Here is a 16,581-nt window from a genome sequence, read left to right on the forward strand (position 1 = left end):
ATACAGGATTCAGTCTAGCTTTTATCGTATAAAGGCATAACAGCAAAAAAAACCCTATTAAATGACAAACTTAATATGGCAAAGTTTGCAAAATTATGATATGTTATATTTAAATAGCAAATTGGTAGGGGGGGGCAAGCAATGCAGCCATATTATGAAACAATAGAACTTAGAGAGGATGTGCCCATTAACTTATTTTTACATAGTACAAATGAATATATGATGCATATCCATAAGGAATTAGAGATTATTTTAGTAGTAGAAGGGTCAATAAACATAAGAGTAGTTGACAAAGAATATCTATTAAAAGAAAACGACCTTATATTGATTAATCCAGGGGAAGCCCATAGTACCTCTCGGACTATAGAAGATAATACTTGTCTAGTATTTCAATTGGATCCTAAGAGTATAGATTTTATATATCCATTATTTAGTAAGGTTACAATCGATTGTAAATCTTTTGATTATGGTAAGGAAGAACAAGGAAGATTCGATATCATAAGAAAAGGATTAGCAAAGATGCTTAAAGAGCTAAGCAAAAAGGCCCCAGGCTACCAATTAAAAATCGGAAGTGAAACCCTACTATTGATTAAAGGTCTACTACATAATTTTGACCATGCAGAAATAAATGAGGCTAGCCTAGAGGAGTCCAAGGACAATATTATCAGAATGAATAGAATCATAAGATATATAGATGAAAATCTATATGATCTAGTAACCCTTGAGGATATAGCTAATCTTGAAGGAATGAGCATATATTATTTGTCTAGGCTTTTTAAAAATAGTATAGGGATGACATTTCAAGAATATAAAAATCAGAAAAGAGTAGGTAAGGCCGTAAGATTACTTACCCATACTAATGAGACCATAACCAGCATTGCTTTTCAGAGTGGGTTTCCAAGTATAAAAGCACTAAACACTATATTTAAACGAAACTATGGATGTACACCTTCTGAATTCAGACAGGCCATGCCCTATAGTGATAGGGAAATTGACTTATATAAAGAGAAAATAAAAAGTAAATCATATTTAGATGTGGATAGAAGAGCTGCACTTAAAAAACTATACTCCTACTTGGATAGTAAGGATAGCTTAGAAGAGGATGATCCTTTAAGTGGTGTTCAGGATTTCCACCTAGACACGAATAAAGAGGGTAGAGACTTAAACCACTATTGGCAAGAATTGACCACATTTGGCAGGGCAGCAGAGGGCTTAAAGGAAGCTTGGAGAGATCAATTTAGAGAACTACAAAGAGAAATTGGATTTAAATATGTAAGATTTCATGGAATATTCCATGATGATATGATGATTTATAATACTGATAGTGATGGGAATGTGATATATAACTGGAATTACGTCAATGACCTATTTGATTTCTTCATGGAGGTAAATATTAAACCATTTATAGAGTTGGGCTTCATGCCAAGAGAGCTAAAGAGCGGAGAAAACCATATGTATTGGTGGAAAGCCAATGTTTCCCAGCCAAAGGATATCAATTTATGGACAGAATTAGTAAGGGAATTCGTAAAACATTGTGTTAGAAGATATGGACTCAAGGAAGTGGAATCATGGTATTTTGAGGTATGGAATGAACCAGAGCTAGAGCAGGTTTTTTGGATAGGTTCTAGGGAAGAATATTTTGAATTCTACAAGGAGACAGTTTTGGCAGTGAAGTCAGTCTCAGAAAAGATTAGAGTAGGAGGGCCATCTATAACCCATGAGTCAATAAAGTATGGGACTTGGCTAGAGGATTTTATGATCTATTGCAGCAAAAACCAAGTGCCTTTGGATATGATAACCATGCATATCTATCCAGAATCTTTTGGGAAAGAAGATGCCGTTCAAGAATTATTATTAAGGATGGCCAACAAGGAAAATTTATCCCAAACAAAAAAAGAAATCATAGATGAAAGTTTACTCAAGCTATTAGATAGATTTTTAAATGGTGAAAACTTACTTGAAATCATAAAAAGTTCTACAGGGGTCAAGTCCATCTACCATGAAAAAGACCACACACCTAATACATTAAGAGCTATAAATGACAAGATAAAAGAAGTATTTCCTTCAAGTAAAGAGATCCATATAGTAGAATGGAGCTCCACAGCATTTGGTAGAAACCTTATTAGTGATACTTGTTATACATCTACATTTATTGTAAGGAACATCCTAGAGTCTATTGGTTTAGCTGATTCTATAGGCTATTGGGTATTTACAGATATATTTGAAGAGATGATAGCTGATAAAAATCCATTTCATGGAGGCTTTGGCCTTATAAACCAAGATGGTATCAAGAAGGCAGGCTACTATGCATATTGGCTATTATCAAAACTAGGGGATAAAATCATCCATAAAGAGGATGACTTTATAGTAACAAAGAAAGATGAAGGTATACAAATCCTAGCCTATAACTATGCCTACTTTGATGATATATTTTTATCAGGGGACACATCTAGTCTAAATAGCAAGAGTCGGTATGACGTCTATGAGCACAAGGATAATTTAAACTTAAATATAAATCTCAAAGGATTAAATGGAGAGTATAGACTTAGGAGATATATTTTAAATAGGGAAAATGGGTCTGCTTTTGATGAATGGATTAAGATTGGGAGCCCAGACTATCTAAGCACAGAAGAAGTAGCCTATCTAAAAGCTAGATCCCAGCCAACCATAAGAATAGAAGAAATAAAAATAGAAAATGAAATAAAATGCAGCTTTTCTATTCCAGTACATGGAATAGAACTACTAGTCCTAGAGAAGCAAATCTAGGGCTATTTTTTTATGAATTTTACATGTTACCTATGGTTATGGTAATGTTTTCCACTATGTCAAATAAAGGGGCCTAAATAGACAACAATGGGGTAGTTATATTATTCTTAAAATCTTATACTTATACTGTATATCCATAACATATTATAGTTAATAACTTGTAATTTATTCAATATGAAAGGGTGATTATATTCAATATGAAAGGGTGATTAAATGAAAAGGATTAGGAAAAGCATTACCCTGCTACTATTGTTGTCAATGATAGTGCAGGCAATTGCACCAGTGTCTATTAACGCTATTGGTGGTAGCCAAGATTTTAGGGTGGAAGCCTTTGATACAGAAGATGATTGCATCAAGACTGTAGATTGGGAGTTTGACTTTGATTCAAGCAGAAATCAAAGCCAGTATACAATAGACCTTGGTTTTGAACTTCCAGAAGAGGAAAAAGGTTCATTAGAAGCTCTATTAGAGGAAGATACTCGCTTAGAGGTTGGATCATATACTATTTCTACAGAAGGTGAAATGGTGGTAGATATCAATGACAATCTTGAGGAAAATCTAAGGGCGTGGCTAGACTCAGAGCTTGAAGCAGAAGGACCAGCGCTAATAGATAGTATGGATATGGATCCAACAAATCCACCATTAGATGATGGGACAGATGATGTAGATGACGTAGAAAATCAGAATCCAGGGGAACCTGAAGCACTAGACCCTGAGGAGGATAATGAAATTGAAAAAGAGGGACAGGAAGAGGAAGAAAATGAAGTAGAAGAGCAAGAAGAAGAGGAAGTTAAAGGGAAAGTAGAAGAATCTGAAGAAGAAGGAGAAGGAAATAATTCAGAGAAAACAGCTGAAACTAAGGATTTAGAAAAGGTTGGCCCAATAGAACCAATAAAATTTGAATTTAGTGGGAGCTTTGATGTAGAGGTAGTTACTCCTTTAGGTTTGACGGCTCAGCCATTTGATGAAGTGGATGTTATATTGCTCTCTAGTTTTGAGATGAAATACAATAATAAAGATGGGGATTGGACCACAGTCGAAAATGGTTCAGAGCATACAGTTGATTTGAATGATATGAATGCAGTAGAGTTAAAGTATGGTTTAACTAAGCCGGATGATGTTGATATCGCAGATGGTGACACCTATACTATTGATTTGCCGACATTTTTTGAAGGGGCTGCAACAGATCAACCAATTAAGATAGACGGAACTCAAGTTGCAACTTATTTAATTGTTGATGGTCAAGTAATTATTACCTTTAATGAAAATGTTAACAATTTTGATAATGTAGAGATGTATGTAAATCTAACAGGTAGTTTCAATACAGAAATCTTTAAAACAGAAGAGGAAGTAGTTGTTGAAGTGCCTTTTAGAGACGACAAATCTTATACGGCAACTATTAAAGCGAAGCAAGAGGAGTATGAAGGCGAAGACAAGAAAACAGCTGGATTCCAATATATTCTAAATAATGGAGAAAAAAAAGAAGTTAGCCGCAATCCAGAATATATTGATTGGACAGTTAGAGTAAACGATTCAATGAAAAGTTTTGATAATGCAAAAATCATTGATGACCTAGGTCAAAACCTTAAGATTGTTGAGGGAAGCTTTAAAGTTAATCGGCTTATTCGTAATTATAATAACGAAATAATTGGTCGTGAAATAGTTGATGTAACACCAACAATTAAAGATAAAGGATTTGAATTAAACCTTGGGGATATTGAAGATGCCTATGATATCACTTATACGACTAAAATAATTCGCCCAGATGGTGGTGGAACTCATACTATCAATAACGATGCCATAATTATATTAGGTGGTAATGAAAATAAGGTAAGTGATGACTTTACAGGAACTTGGTCAGGTGATTTACCTACTATAAATAAAGAAGGTAAACTTTCTGATGATCCTCATATAATTGATTGGACAGTAGAATATAACTATGGAAAAAAAGACTTAGGAACAGTTACTTTAACTGATTTATTAAGTCATGGAGAAGTAGATTTAAGTACTGTTGTAGTACGTAAAGTAGATGTAGATATTGATGGTAATATTATTGGAGAGGGAACTAAAGTAAGTGTTACACCAGTGAAAACTACTAACGGAATGACTTTACCAAACTTAGACGCTAATGGAAAAGCCTACTATATTACTTTTTCATCAACAGTTCCAGTAGGATTAAATGAAACAGTTATAAATACAATTTCTGATAATTTAGATAATCCTAACAGCGATGATGCATCAGTACCAGTAAAAACAATACCAACAGGTGGTAAGGTTGGAGAACAAAAAGTTGATGATGAGGGTAAACCATATATTGAATGGACTATTACCATGAATAGTGAAAAAATTAATGTTGGTTCAATTACTGTTAGAGATGTATTTAGTCCAGAACATTTAGAATTTGATGTAGATAATGCTAGTTTATATGAACTGTATGAAGATGGTTCGAAAGTAAATGACAAATTTACTATCGCAAAATATACTCATACAGATGGTCGAACAGGTTTTATACTAAATGTGTCAGATGCTGGACCTCATGAGTATAAATTCGTATATAGAACCTATTATACAACCCTAGGTATGCAAGAAACAGAACTAGCAAACCATGCTGAACTTGTCTTTAAAGACGGGGATGGAATTGGTATTGGGGATTCAGTTGGTGTTGATTTTGACCTAGATGGTCCAAAAGCTGGGATCACTAAAACAGGTAGATATGTAACCAGTCCAGACGATACTAATCAAGAAATAGAATGGACAGTTAATATTAATATCAGTAAAATTTTATTGAATGCTGGAACTACTATTACAGAAGACTTCACATCTGAAAATTATGATTATATTGAAAATTCATTGATTTTGAAAGATGCTTCGGGAGAATTAGTTTTAGGTGAAGATTATTCATTAACTGTTGATAGTGATCAACAGGGCTTTAATATCACACTGTTAAAGGCTACCAAGTCAACATTAACACTAACCTTTAGAACAAATGTTGATGATGAGAAAAATCTGTCTCACGCCAACAAAGCAACACTAAAATGGCAAGGTGGAGAGGAAGATGCAACTCATACAGTTGGTAAACGTGATGCGGGCATAAATAAGTCGGGTAATGTTGTTATAAATGATGACGGAAGTAAAACTGTTAATTGGACAGTGAATTTCAACACTAATAGAAACGTTGTTTATGACTTTAAACTAACTGACAATTATTCTCCAGCTACTGCAACTGTAAGTGATATCAAAATTACAAGTGGTGGAACAGATGTAACAGATCAGTTTAATATTAGTGGCGGAACAACTGGTGGGAGTTTTGAAATAACAACAAAGCAAGATCAAGGTAGATTAGATGCTAAAGTATATCAGCTAACCTATTCCACAACCTTATCCCCAGAAGAAGAACGAGGGGAAATTAAAAACACTGCTACAGCAACTTATACAGGTGGAAAAAGTATAGCAGATAAAACTATCCCAAACCCAACTCTAGGTGTAGAAAAACAAGCTAATAGTATCGAAAGAGGAACTGGAAATCCTAGAATTTCATGGACTATCCAAGCAAATACAGATTCAGCAAACAAGCATGTGAATTTAGTAGATGCAGTATTAGAAGATACAATTCCAGAAGATCAAAAATTACTAGCAGATACGATTAGAGTTATTCGTGCTGATGGAACAGATGTAACAGATCAATCAAATATAACATCTACAGATAATTCATTCTCAATTAATTTACCAGATGGACCCTATCAATATAATGTAACCTTTGAGACTGAAATATTACAAATGCCATCACTAGATGAAACGGATTTTGATAGATACAATAATTACACAACGCTAACGAATCAAACAGAGGATGAAAATTTAAAACAAGAAGCTAAAGATGATGCTTGGATTCGTTATTATGCTGATGTAACTAATGATCTAACAGGAAAAACAGGAGAACAAAACCCTGATACAGAAAATATCGATTATGAAGTAACTATTAACCCAGAAGGACTAACTATCAATAATGCTAAGGTAGTAGATACTTTATCAAGCCACCATCAATATATTGAAGATACAATAAAAGTTATGGATTCTGAAGGTAATGAAATAAGTAGTGGTTATACACTTACTGTAGCTGAGAATAATCGTAGCTTTACAATTGTATTTGATGATGGAACAATAAGTGAACCATATAAGATATCATATTCAACAAGATTAAATGCAGACCTAATAGGAACTTATCAAGTAACAAATGATATTGTATTAACAGGTGGAACAAAGGAGAAAAGACTTGATAGTACACAAACAACTACTAGTTCCCAACAATGGTTCTACGGTGGTGGAGGATCCGGTAGAGTATTAGACTTCGGATTTAATAAAGTAACACCTAATGGATCATCATTAAGTGGAGCTAAATTTAAACTTGAACGTGTAGACTTTAATGGTACTAGAACAGTGGTAGATAACAATATTACTACTGCAGGAAATACTATTAACTTCAACAATTACCGTGCTGGAAGATACATCCTAACTGAAACAGCAGCACCAGAAGGATATGCACAATTAAACCCAATATACTTTGCAGTTGGATATACAGAAACTGAAGGCGAGTACCAAATTACCATTATGGATTCTAATTGGACAGTAAAATCTAATCCTAATGCAACAGCAAGTGGCAATATCCTGACAGTAACAAATAATTATGAAGAAGTTACTGCCAAAGGATTCGAAGCAAATAAAACCTTAACAGGTTTAGATTTACAAGCAGAACAATTCGAATTTGAATTACTTGATGGAAGTAGAAATGTTGTAGCAAGAGCTAAAAATGATGCAGCTGGAAATATAGTGTTTCCTGAACAATCATTTAATGAGCCAGGAACTTATAACTTTAAGATGCGAGAAGTTAATGGAGCTCTTGGTGGAATAACTTATGATACTAGAGAATTAGATATTCAGGTAGTAATTGTACAAGGAGTTAATGGACTAGAAGTTCAAGAAGTAAACTATCTAGCCGGACAAGAATTTATAAACTCTTATAGCCCTAATTCAGTTAATACTGTAATAGAAGCTAGTAAGATACTAGAAGGTCAAAACTTAAGAGAAGGACAGTTTGAATTCCAGTTATTTGATTCAGAGAACAATCTACTACAAACAGTAGAAAATAAATCTGACGGAACGATAACTTTCGAAGCTATTAACTTTGATGAAGTTGGAGAATATGATTATTTCATTAGAGAAGTAGAGGGAAATCTCGGCGGAATAACCTATGACGAAAGAGAATTTAAAGTAACAGTATCAGTAACCGATGATGGAGAAGGTCAGCTTCATTCTGCTATTACAAAATATGTAGAAGGACCTGTACAGTTTACTAACACTTATACAGCAGGACCAGGTAAAATTGTCCTAGAAGCTGAAAAAATTCTAGAAGGTAAAGTATTAGGAAATGACCAGTTTGAATTTGAATTAGTAGAAGATGGAGAAGTTATTCAAACTGTAAAGAATAATGCTAATGGCCAAGTAATATTTAATGAAATTGAATATAGTGAAGCAGGAACTTATAACTATACCATCCGTGAAAAAGCAGGTAACCTTGGCGGAATCACCTATGACGATGCGATATACCCAGTAACTGTAACCGTAGAAGATGGTGGAGAAGGTAAATTAATCGCAACAGCAACTTATGATGAGGGACCAGCAGTATTCACCAATAAATATGAAGCAGCACCAAGTGGCATAGTTCTTGAAGCTAAGAAAATACTTGAAGGCCAAGAATTAATAGCAGGCCAATTTACCTTTACACTAACTGATGAATCTGGAGAAGTTATCCAAACAGTTACTAATAATGCTGAAGGACAAGTAATATTTGATGAAATTGAATATAGTGAAGTTGGAAGCCACACTTATATTATTAGAGAAACAAGAGGAGACCAAGGTGGAGTAACTTATGACACGACTAGCTATACAGTAGTAGTTAGAGTTACAGATGATGGCGAAGGAAAGCTAGTAGCTAGTGCAAACTATATAGATGGCCCAGCACAGTTTACAAACATCTATACACCTAATCCAGACAGTATAGTAATAGAAGCTAGAAAAACCCTAAGAGGACAAAGTCTAAGGGATAGCCAATTCACATTTGAATTAAGAGACTCAGAAGGAAATCTAATTCAAAGAGGAACAAATAATAGAAACGGTCAAATTATATTTGATGAAATAACTTATAGTGAAGCTGGAGAATATAGATATACCCTTAGGGAAATAAGAGGTTCTCAAAGAAGAATGACATATGATGATAAAGTATATGAAATTCTGGTAAGAGTAACTGATGATGGAGTAGGGACTTTAACGGCAGAAGTAGAATATATTGGTGTAGATGAGCTAGTGTTTAATAACACCTACAGACCGATAACGCCACCTACAACACCAGTAGACCCTGAATATCCAGACCCAGTAGATCCGGAATATCCAGATCCCGAAGACCCAGAAGATCCAGAAGATCCAAAAGACCCAGAAGATCCTAAGGTTCCAGTAGTTCCCGAAGATCCTCAAGATCCAACTAGGCCAACTAGACCGGGTACTCCAAGTAGACCGGGTACTCCAAGTAGACCGAGTAGACCAAGTACTCCAAGCAGACCAAGTAAAGGAACTACTTTACCACAAACGGGAATGGTTTGGTGGCCAGTTTCCATTTTGGCAATATCTGGTATAACCATATTTGGACTAGGTCTAAATAGTGATAAAAAGAAAAAAAGAAAGAATGATGAATAAAAAAACTAGTAAAGGAAAAATCCTTATGGCAATGGGGCTTCTACTTATAGGAGCCTCCATTAGCCTAGTAATCTACAACCTATGGCAAGAACAACAAGCTGGTGCTATATCTAATAAAATATTGGAGCAGATGAACTATGTAGAAGCAGAAAAAGAAGAAAATATAGAACTAGAAGAAATAAAAAAAGAAGAAACTATACCTAGTTATATACTAAATCCCAATATGGAAATGCCTACAAAAACCATCGACGAAAACCAATATATAGGAGTAATAAATGTACCGAAAATAGAACTATCCTTGCCTATAATGAGTGATTGGAGTGCATCAAAATTAAAAATTTCTCCTAATCGCTATAAAGGATCAGTTTATACAGATGATATAATTATTGCAGGCCATAACTATAGGAGCCATTTTGGAGGCTTAGCTAAAATATCACCAGGAGAAGAGCTAATCTTTACGGATATAGATGGAAATCAGTTTCACTATATTGTAGATAAAATAGAAATAATTAAGGATGTAGATATTGAAGGTATGGAAAGCGGGGAATGGGATTTGACATTGTTTACATGCACCTATGACGGTACTGTGGGAAGTGAAGATCGCTTGACCATAAGAGGCAAAAAAATTCAAGAGTAAAACAAGGAAAAATGCTTGCTAGACTCAGTCTAGCAAGCATTTTTTATTTGAGTTAATTGCATAATTTAAAATTGTTGAAATAACTAACTTTTTTTGGCCAGCAAAAAGGATTTCACCCCAAAATGTCGAATATATATAGTAAGACGAATCACTATATGTTCACATTAAGGAGGAAACCCTAATATGATTATACGACAAGATTCCTTTTTTTCCTATGATGATTTAATGGAAATCAGCCCATGTTTGTGTTAAATTAAAACTGTACCACCATATTAATTGAAAACTGGTCCACCAATAAAATATAATACCCTTTAAAGAGAACTTTAGGGGGGATGGAGGTTGATTAGATTGGACCAGAAAGCAGAAATTCTAATGAGACATTTTAGAGATGGTGACTCACAGAGAAAAATCAGTGATGACTTGAAAATTTCGTGCACAACTGTAAGAAAATACATAGGTGAAGTGAATGCCAAGTTTAAGGAGTTGGATCAATTAGGCCATAATGAGGAAAAACACAGGGAGCAAATCCTCCTTCTGATAGAAGAAATTGCATCCAAGCCAAAATATGATACCAGTAGCAGAACAAAGCTTAAGCTGACAGAAGACATAATTGAAGAAATTAAAAGCATGCTCCTAAGCAATGAAAATAATCGGGCCCTAGGAAGACATAAGCAGTTGATGAAAAACACCGACATACATGAAAAGCTTCTTGAAAAAGGCTATGACATTGGATATACAACCGTCTGTAACTACATCCGAGACAACCATAATACCAAGGAGGCCTACGTAAGACAGGAGTATCAATTGGGAGAAACCATGGAGTTTGACTGGGGTGAAGTTAAATTAACCATCGGTGGAAAGATTCTAACATTCCAAATGGGACTTATGACCACTGCCAAAAGGAGAACAGAGTCAAGAGTTAATAAGTACAGTGTCATAAACATTGACCAGAATAAATACTCAGTTCCCGATTACCTTGTAGGTAAATTTGTAAAGGTGAAAATATACCCTGAAGAGATCAAGATCTACTACAAGGAGTCAAAAACAGCGGAGCACATAAGAAGCTTTCAAAACCATAAATGGATAATTGATATCAATCATTTTATCCATACATTAAAAAAGAAGCCCGGAGCATTGCATTCCAGTGTTGGCAGACACCAGCTAAGTCCAGAGCTTCAAGAAACATATCAAAGATATTATACCAATAATCCAAGAGATTTCATAGAGCTTTTAGAGCTAATAAAAGAAAAAGACACAACTACAGTGCTATCTGCCATTAAGGAACTCAAGACCATAAAGGAAAGCCTGGTAACCACAGATAACATAAAAAACATAGTCTACAAGCTCCCCGGAGAAGATTTAAGGATAAAGCGTGAAGATGTAGAGATCTTCGAATCATCCACAAAGCAAATACAAGAGTTAAACAATCTTTTCAATCTTGAATCAATGGGGAGGTATGAAAATTGAAAGAGACATTGCAGGAAATAAAGGGATATGTATCAGAATTAAAGATTCCTGGTATAAATCAAGGGTTGAAACAAAAGATAGAGGAAGCATACCGCCAAGACCAGTCATATGAGGACTTTTTGCTAGACATATTTTCAGAAGCCTATGATATGAGGAAAGAAAACGGCAGAAAGAATAGAATCAAAAATGCCAGGTTCCCCTACAAAAAGCATATGGACGAATTGAGGGTAGAGTACTTACCTGAAGATGGCAGGCGAAAGATAAAAGAACTGAAAACCTTAAACTTCATAGAAGAAGGTAGGAACATAATATTGGCAGGAAACCCTGGAACAGGGAAGACGCATATTTCAATAGGTCTAGGAATAGAAGCCTGCAACAAGGGATACAAGGTCTACTTTTCAACAGTGGCCTCATTGATAAATGAACTCAAGGAGACAAGGAGTGAAAAGAAACTATACACCCTTGAGAAGAAATTCGAGAAATACGACTTGATAATAGCAGATGAACTCGGTTATATATCATTTGACAAGGAAGGAAGCGAGCTTTTGTTCACTTTTCTATGATGGTACAGAGTTAGACATTCAATTTAAAAATCTTCTTAACGACTATTATAGTAGAGATATTTCAGAAAAGATGACAACTGCTCTTTACACAGCTAGAAAGCAAGGGAAATATACCACCGGAACACCACCATATGGATATCTGAAAGATCCTAAAAATAAGTACAAGCTTATCATTGATGAAGCGGTTTCAGATAATGTCAGATATATATTTCAACTTATCCTTGAAGGATATACTCTAAATGAAACTGCGAAAATCCTTAATGATGAAAGTGTTATTACTGCTAGAGCAAGAAGAAAGCAGATTAAAGGCTATGATTCATATTCTAACAGGTGGTTTTCTACTGTAGAACAAACAATATGGTCTCATAGTATGGTTAGAAGGATTTTAAAGAATGAAGTTTATACTGGAACATTCGTCTTTAATAAGACAAGTAAAAGCAAGCTTGATGGTGGTAGTGTTACTTATCATCCTAAGGAAGAATGGGAAAAGATTTACAATAACCATGAAGCCATTATAAGCAAAGAAAGCTTTGATAGAGTAAGTGAACTACTAAAATCAAGGCATAAAAATAAATTCTATGGTGAAAAGAGCAAATATAAAAACAGTCCTATTGCTCCCTTTGTAAGATGCAACAAGTGCGGTTATAAAATAAGATTTCTTAAAAGTTCCAATGGAAAAGAGTTAATAGGTATAAATCTCTACTGTTATTATTGCAGGATGCTAGACCAGGAAGAAAAGTTGCCTCATTATAAGGATTTAGAAGAGGATGTCTTTAAAATTCTTAAAGATAGGTTTCACACAGATAAGGCAGAAAAAGAAAGACTCCTAAAGGAACAGAAAAAACTCTATGATAAGAATGATGAACTTTTAAAGAAGAAAAGAATAGAATTTGAAAATTATAAGTTTGGTAAGATTTCAAGAGAAGCTTTTATAGGCTTAAAAGATCAATTAGAAGAATCCGCTGAAGAGAATAATAAACGTATAAAAGTTATTGATAAGGAACTGAAAGAAAGTGGAACTATAGAAAGTCTTACTGAAGATGTAGTAGCTAAATATATCAAAACAATATACATTTCAGGTAAAGGCATAGAAAAAATTGAATATTGTTAGTACAATGGAAGGAGATCAATTAATTATGGTCTCCTTTTTCCTATAAAGTTTTTAAGAAAAAATAGTATCATTCCCTTGACACGATAGGGATCTGGTAAAACGCTTACTAGCTTCAAGGCTGCTCGTTTAGCTACAGAGTTAGATTTTATAGATAAGGTATTTTTTGTTGTAGACAGAAAAGATTTAGATTATCAAACTATGAAGGAGTATCAACGTTTTTCTCCTGATAGTGTCAATGGTTCAGATAGTACAGCAGGTCTGAAAAGAAATATAGAAAAAAATGATAATAAAATTATTGTTACAACAATTCAAAAATTGAATAACCTTATAAAAGGTGAAATAAATTTATCTATATATGACAAACAAGTTGTTTTTATTTTTGATGAGGCTCATAGATCACAATTTGGAGAGGCTCAAAAAAATATTAAAAAGAAATTCAAAAAGTTTTATCAGTTTGGATTTACAGGAACTCCTATTTTCCCAGAAAATGCTTTAGGTTCGGAAACTACTTCATCAGTGTTTGGTAGAGAGCTACATTCTTATGTGATTACTGATGCTATTCGTGATGAAAAAGTTTTAAAGTTTAAAGTCGATTATAATGACGTCAGATTAAGATTCAAATCTATTGAAATGGAGCAAGATGAAAAGAAGTTATCGGCAGCTGAAAACAAGGAGGCTCTTTTACATCCTGAAAGAATTAAAGAGGTTTCAGAGTATATTTTAGATAATTTTAGGACAAAAACTCATCGTCTAAAGGGGAATGGAACGGGATTCAACGCTATGTTTGCTGTAAGTAGTGTAGATGCTGCTAAACTTTATTATGAGTCGCTCAATAAATTACAGGAAGATAGGGATAATCCACTTAAGATAGCTACTATTTTTTCCTTTGCTGCAAATGAAGAGCAGATGTCTATTGGTGAAATTCAAGATGAGAGTTTTGAACCCTCTGCAATGGATTCAAGTGCAAAGGAATTTTTAGGTTATGCAATTGAAGACTATAATAAAATGTTTAAGACAAATTTCAGCGTAGAAAGTAATCAGTTTCAAAATTATTATAGAGATCTTGCTAAGAGGATGAAGGATAGACAACTTGATTTACTAGTTGTTGTAGGAATATTTTTGACTGGTTTTGATGCTCCAAGGTTAAATACATTATTTGTAGATAAAAACCTCAGATATCATGGTTTAATGCAGGCATTTTCAAGGACAAATCGTATTTATGATGCGACTAAAACTTTTGGAAATATTGTAACTTTTAGAGATTTAGAACAGGCAACAGTAGATACAATTACACTTTTTGGAGATAAAAATACAAAAAATGTTGTTCTTGAAAAAAGTTATAAAGAATATATGGAAGGCTTTGATGACTTACTGACTGGAGATACACATAGAGGGTATCTCGATATTGTAGGGGAGTTAAATAAGAAGTTTCCTAGTACAGAGGATATTGTTACTGAAAAGGATAAAAAAGAATTTACTAAATTATTTGGAGAATACCTCCGTGTTGAAAATATATTACAAAATTACGATGAATTTTCAATATTAAAGAGCTTACAAGATATAGATATAGAGGATACTGAAGAAATAGAAGATATAAAAAATCACTATGCTATAACAGATGAAGATATATGTCATATGAGGGGGGATAGAAGTTCCTAGTGAAAGATTAATTCAAGATTACAGATCTTCCTATAATGATATTAGAGAATGGGCTAGACATGAGAAAATTTCAGAAAGAATGGAAGAGAGTTCTATTGATTGGGATGATGTGGTTTTTGAAGTAGATCTTTTAAAATCTCAAGAAATTAATTTAGATTATATACTTGAACTTATTTTTGAAAATAACAAAAAAACAAAGGATAAGGAAACACTTGTTGAAGAGGTACGTCGTCTTATTCGTTCTAGTGTTGGAAATCGTGCAAAAGAAAGTCTAGTAGTTGATTTTATAAATAAAACGAATTTAGATGGAATAGAGGATAAGGCTAGTATTATAGATGCTTTCTTTTCATTTGCTCAGGCTGAGCAAAGTCGTGAGGCAGATGAATTAATAGAGGATGAAAAGCTTAATGAAGATGCAGCGAAAAGATATATTTTAAATTCATTAAGGAAAGAATATGCTAGTGAAAATGGTACTGAACTCAATGAAGTACTTCCTAGAATGAGCCCTCTTAACCCTAAATATCTAACAAAGAAACAAGGTGTTTTTCAAAGAATATCTAGTTTTGTAGATAAATTTAAAGGTGTTGGTGGAAGTCTTTAATGAGGATATAATTGAATAAAAATATAAAAGCTAGGCTATAAATTATTTTAATTATTAAGATACTTTATAGCCTAGTTTTATTTATATAAATGTTTAGAAGGTATTAGTATTTATTGTAAATAGTCGATTGAAAAAGAATTAAATGTTTGATATATAATTAACTATCTTGAAGTTTACCATCAATTTCAAGCAATATCAATGTAACATAATCATCCCTATTCTTTGTACCAATCTCAAATATCATATACTCCTCATAGGCATTGGCTCCAAGCTTTATATTGTGTTCCTCTGCGTACTTGATAATCTCTTTATAGATCTTATCAATATCGTTATAGCTACCTTTGTAGTAGACCTGTAGATAGTAACCTTCTTTTCTTATAAGCGTGTCATTACCTTCATCATCATTATTAGTCTTTGTATAGATATAAGAAAAATTATCGAGCTTTCCATCTAGTATATTTTCTACGGTAAGTGATGTTCCTAGAAAGTCAATCATACTTGTATTGTTATTTTTTCTAAATTCAATCAAAGTTGTTTCAAAGTTGGAGAAGGAGTTGTCGTCATTCATAGATGTACTGCGTATAGCTTTCATAGCTTTATGATAGACTATTTCAATTATATTGTACTCTGAGGACATTGCACTTTCCGTTAGCTCTTTAAGAGAATCTATTTCACGTTTAGTATTTTCAAGCTTTACAATTTCTTTAGCTACATCTTCAGATTTTTGCTCCAAGAGTTCTACTAGTTTTGTTGGATTTCTTTCATCCATAAATTTTTTAATTTCTTTTAGTGGCATTCCTAGTTTTTTTAAAGCAGATATAATGGAAAAAGTATCTATTTGGCGAAATGAATAGTAACGGTAGCCATTTTCCTTTGTGATTTCAGGTTGAAATAGACCGATCTCATCATAATGGAATAAAATATGCTTGGCTATTCCACATATATTTGCAAACTGTCCTGTTGTCAAATATTCACTTTTATTTTCAGACATATAATAACCTCAATTCTAAATTATATTTTAAAGATTTGATTT

At 33.6% G+C, this 16,581-nt stretch carries 9 protein-coding genes; 8 read left to right on the forward strand and 1 reads right to left on the reverse strand.

All coding sequences use genetic code 11. The features are described 5' to 3' along the window. The first annotated feature begins 141 nt into the window (after nt 1-141). From UF10_RS02010 to UF10_RS09395, 8 genes are all read left to right on the forward strand, one after another. Nucleotides 142-2,766 carry a GH39 family glycosyl hydrolase gene (locus UF10_RS02010; protein WP_106776153.1) on the forward strand — a complete coding sequence of 875 codons (2,625 nt, stop codon included), beginning with the start codon at nt 142-144 and terminating at the stop codon, nt 2,764-2,766. A gap of 213 nt (nt 2,767-2,979) precedes the next feature. Continuing rightward, entirely contained in the window at nt 2,980-9,510 is a 6,531-nt protein-coding gene (locus UF10_RS02015; RefSeq protein WP_146130760.1) for a Spy0128 family protein, read from the forward strand. After that, on the forward strand, nt 9,500-10,147 hold the full coding sequence (locus UF10_RS02020) for a sortase (protein ID WP_146130761.1): 648 nt from the start codon (nt 9,500-9,502) through the stop codon (nt 10,145-10,147). The genes UF10_RS02015 and UF10_RS02020 overlap by 11 nt, the downstream gene beginning before the upstream one ends. A 339-nt stretch (nt 10,148-10,486) precedes the next feature. After that, entirely contained in the window at nt 10,487-11,614 is a 1,128-nt protein-coding gene (locus UF10_RS02025; RefSeq protein ID WP_146130762.1) for a Mu transposase domain-containing protein, read from the forward strand. Beyond that, entirely contained in the window at nt 11,611-12,177 is a 567-nt protein-coding gene (locus tag UF10_RS02030; RefSeq protein ID WP_106776157.1) for an ATP-binding protein, read from the forward strand. Before UF10_RS02025 ends, UF10_RS02030 begins: the two co-directional genes overlap by 4 nt. Continuing rightward, nucleotides 12,116-13,288: a recombinase family protein gene (locus tag UF10_RS02035; protein ID WP_106776158.1), complete on the forward strand. Its 1,173-nt coding sequence runs from the start codon at nt 12,116-12,118 to the stop codon at nt 13,286-13,288. Before UF10_RS02030 ends, UF10_RS02035 begins: the two co-directional genes overlap by 62 nt. A gap of 147 nt (nt 13,289-13,435) precedes the next feature. Continuing rightward, nucleotides 13,436-14,947 (forward strand): type I restriction endonuclease subunit R, EcoR124 family, encoded by a 1,512-nt coding sequence (locus UF10_RS02040; RefSeq protein ID WP_278309086.1) that lies wholly within the window; start codon nt 13,436-13,438, stop codon nt 14,945-14,947. A 40-nt stretch (nt 14,948-14,987) separates the two neighbouring features. Continuing rightward, a complete protein-coding gene (locus tag UF10_RS09395; protein WP_278309087.1) occupies nt 14,988-15,548 on the forward strand; it encodes a type I restriction endonuclease subunit R, EcoR124 family in 561 nt (186 codons plus the stop codon). A 157-nt stretch (nt 15,549-15,705) separates the two neighbouring features. Here UF10_RS09395 and UF10_RS02045 read toward each other — a convergent pair whose 3' ends face one another. Beyond that, nucleotides 15,706-16,539, reverse strand: a complete 834-nt coding sequence (locus UF10_RS02045; RefSeq protein ID WP_106776159.1) for a MerR family transcriptional regulator — start codon at nt 16,537-16,539, stop codon at nt 15,706-15,708. Nucleotides 16,540-16,581: the final 42 nt, after the last annotated feature.

Origin of the sequence: Peptostreptococcus russellii (genome assembly GCF_003012055.1) — a bacterium.
GTDB lineage: Bacteria > Bacillota > Clostridia > Peptostreptococcales > Peptostreptococcaceae > Peptostreptococcus > Peptostreptococcus russellii.

Excerpts from the sequence above, each read along its gene's own strand:
- UF10_RS02010 (WP_106776153.1), top strand. The coding sequence starts at position 142 with ATGCAGCCATATTATGAAACAATAGAACTTAGAGAGGATGTGCCCATT.
- UF10_RS02045 (WP_106776159.1), bottom strand. The coding sequence starts at position 16,539 with ATGTCTGAAAATAAAAGTGAATATTTGACAACAGGACAGTTTGCAAAT.
- UF10_RS02035 (WP_106776158.1), top strand. The coding sequence starts at position 12,116 with ATGAACTCGGTTATATATCATTTGACAAGGAAGGAAGCGAGCTTTTGT.
- UF10_RS02015 (WP_146130760.1), top strand. The coding sequence starts at position 2,980 with ATGAAAAGGATTAGGAAAAGCATTACCCTGCTACTATTGTTGTCAATG.
- UF10_RS02020 (WP_146130761.1), top strand. The coding sequence starts at position 9,500 with ATGATGAATAAAAAAACTAGTAAAGGAAAAATCCTTATGGCAATGGGG.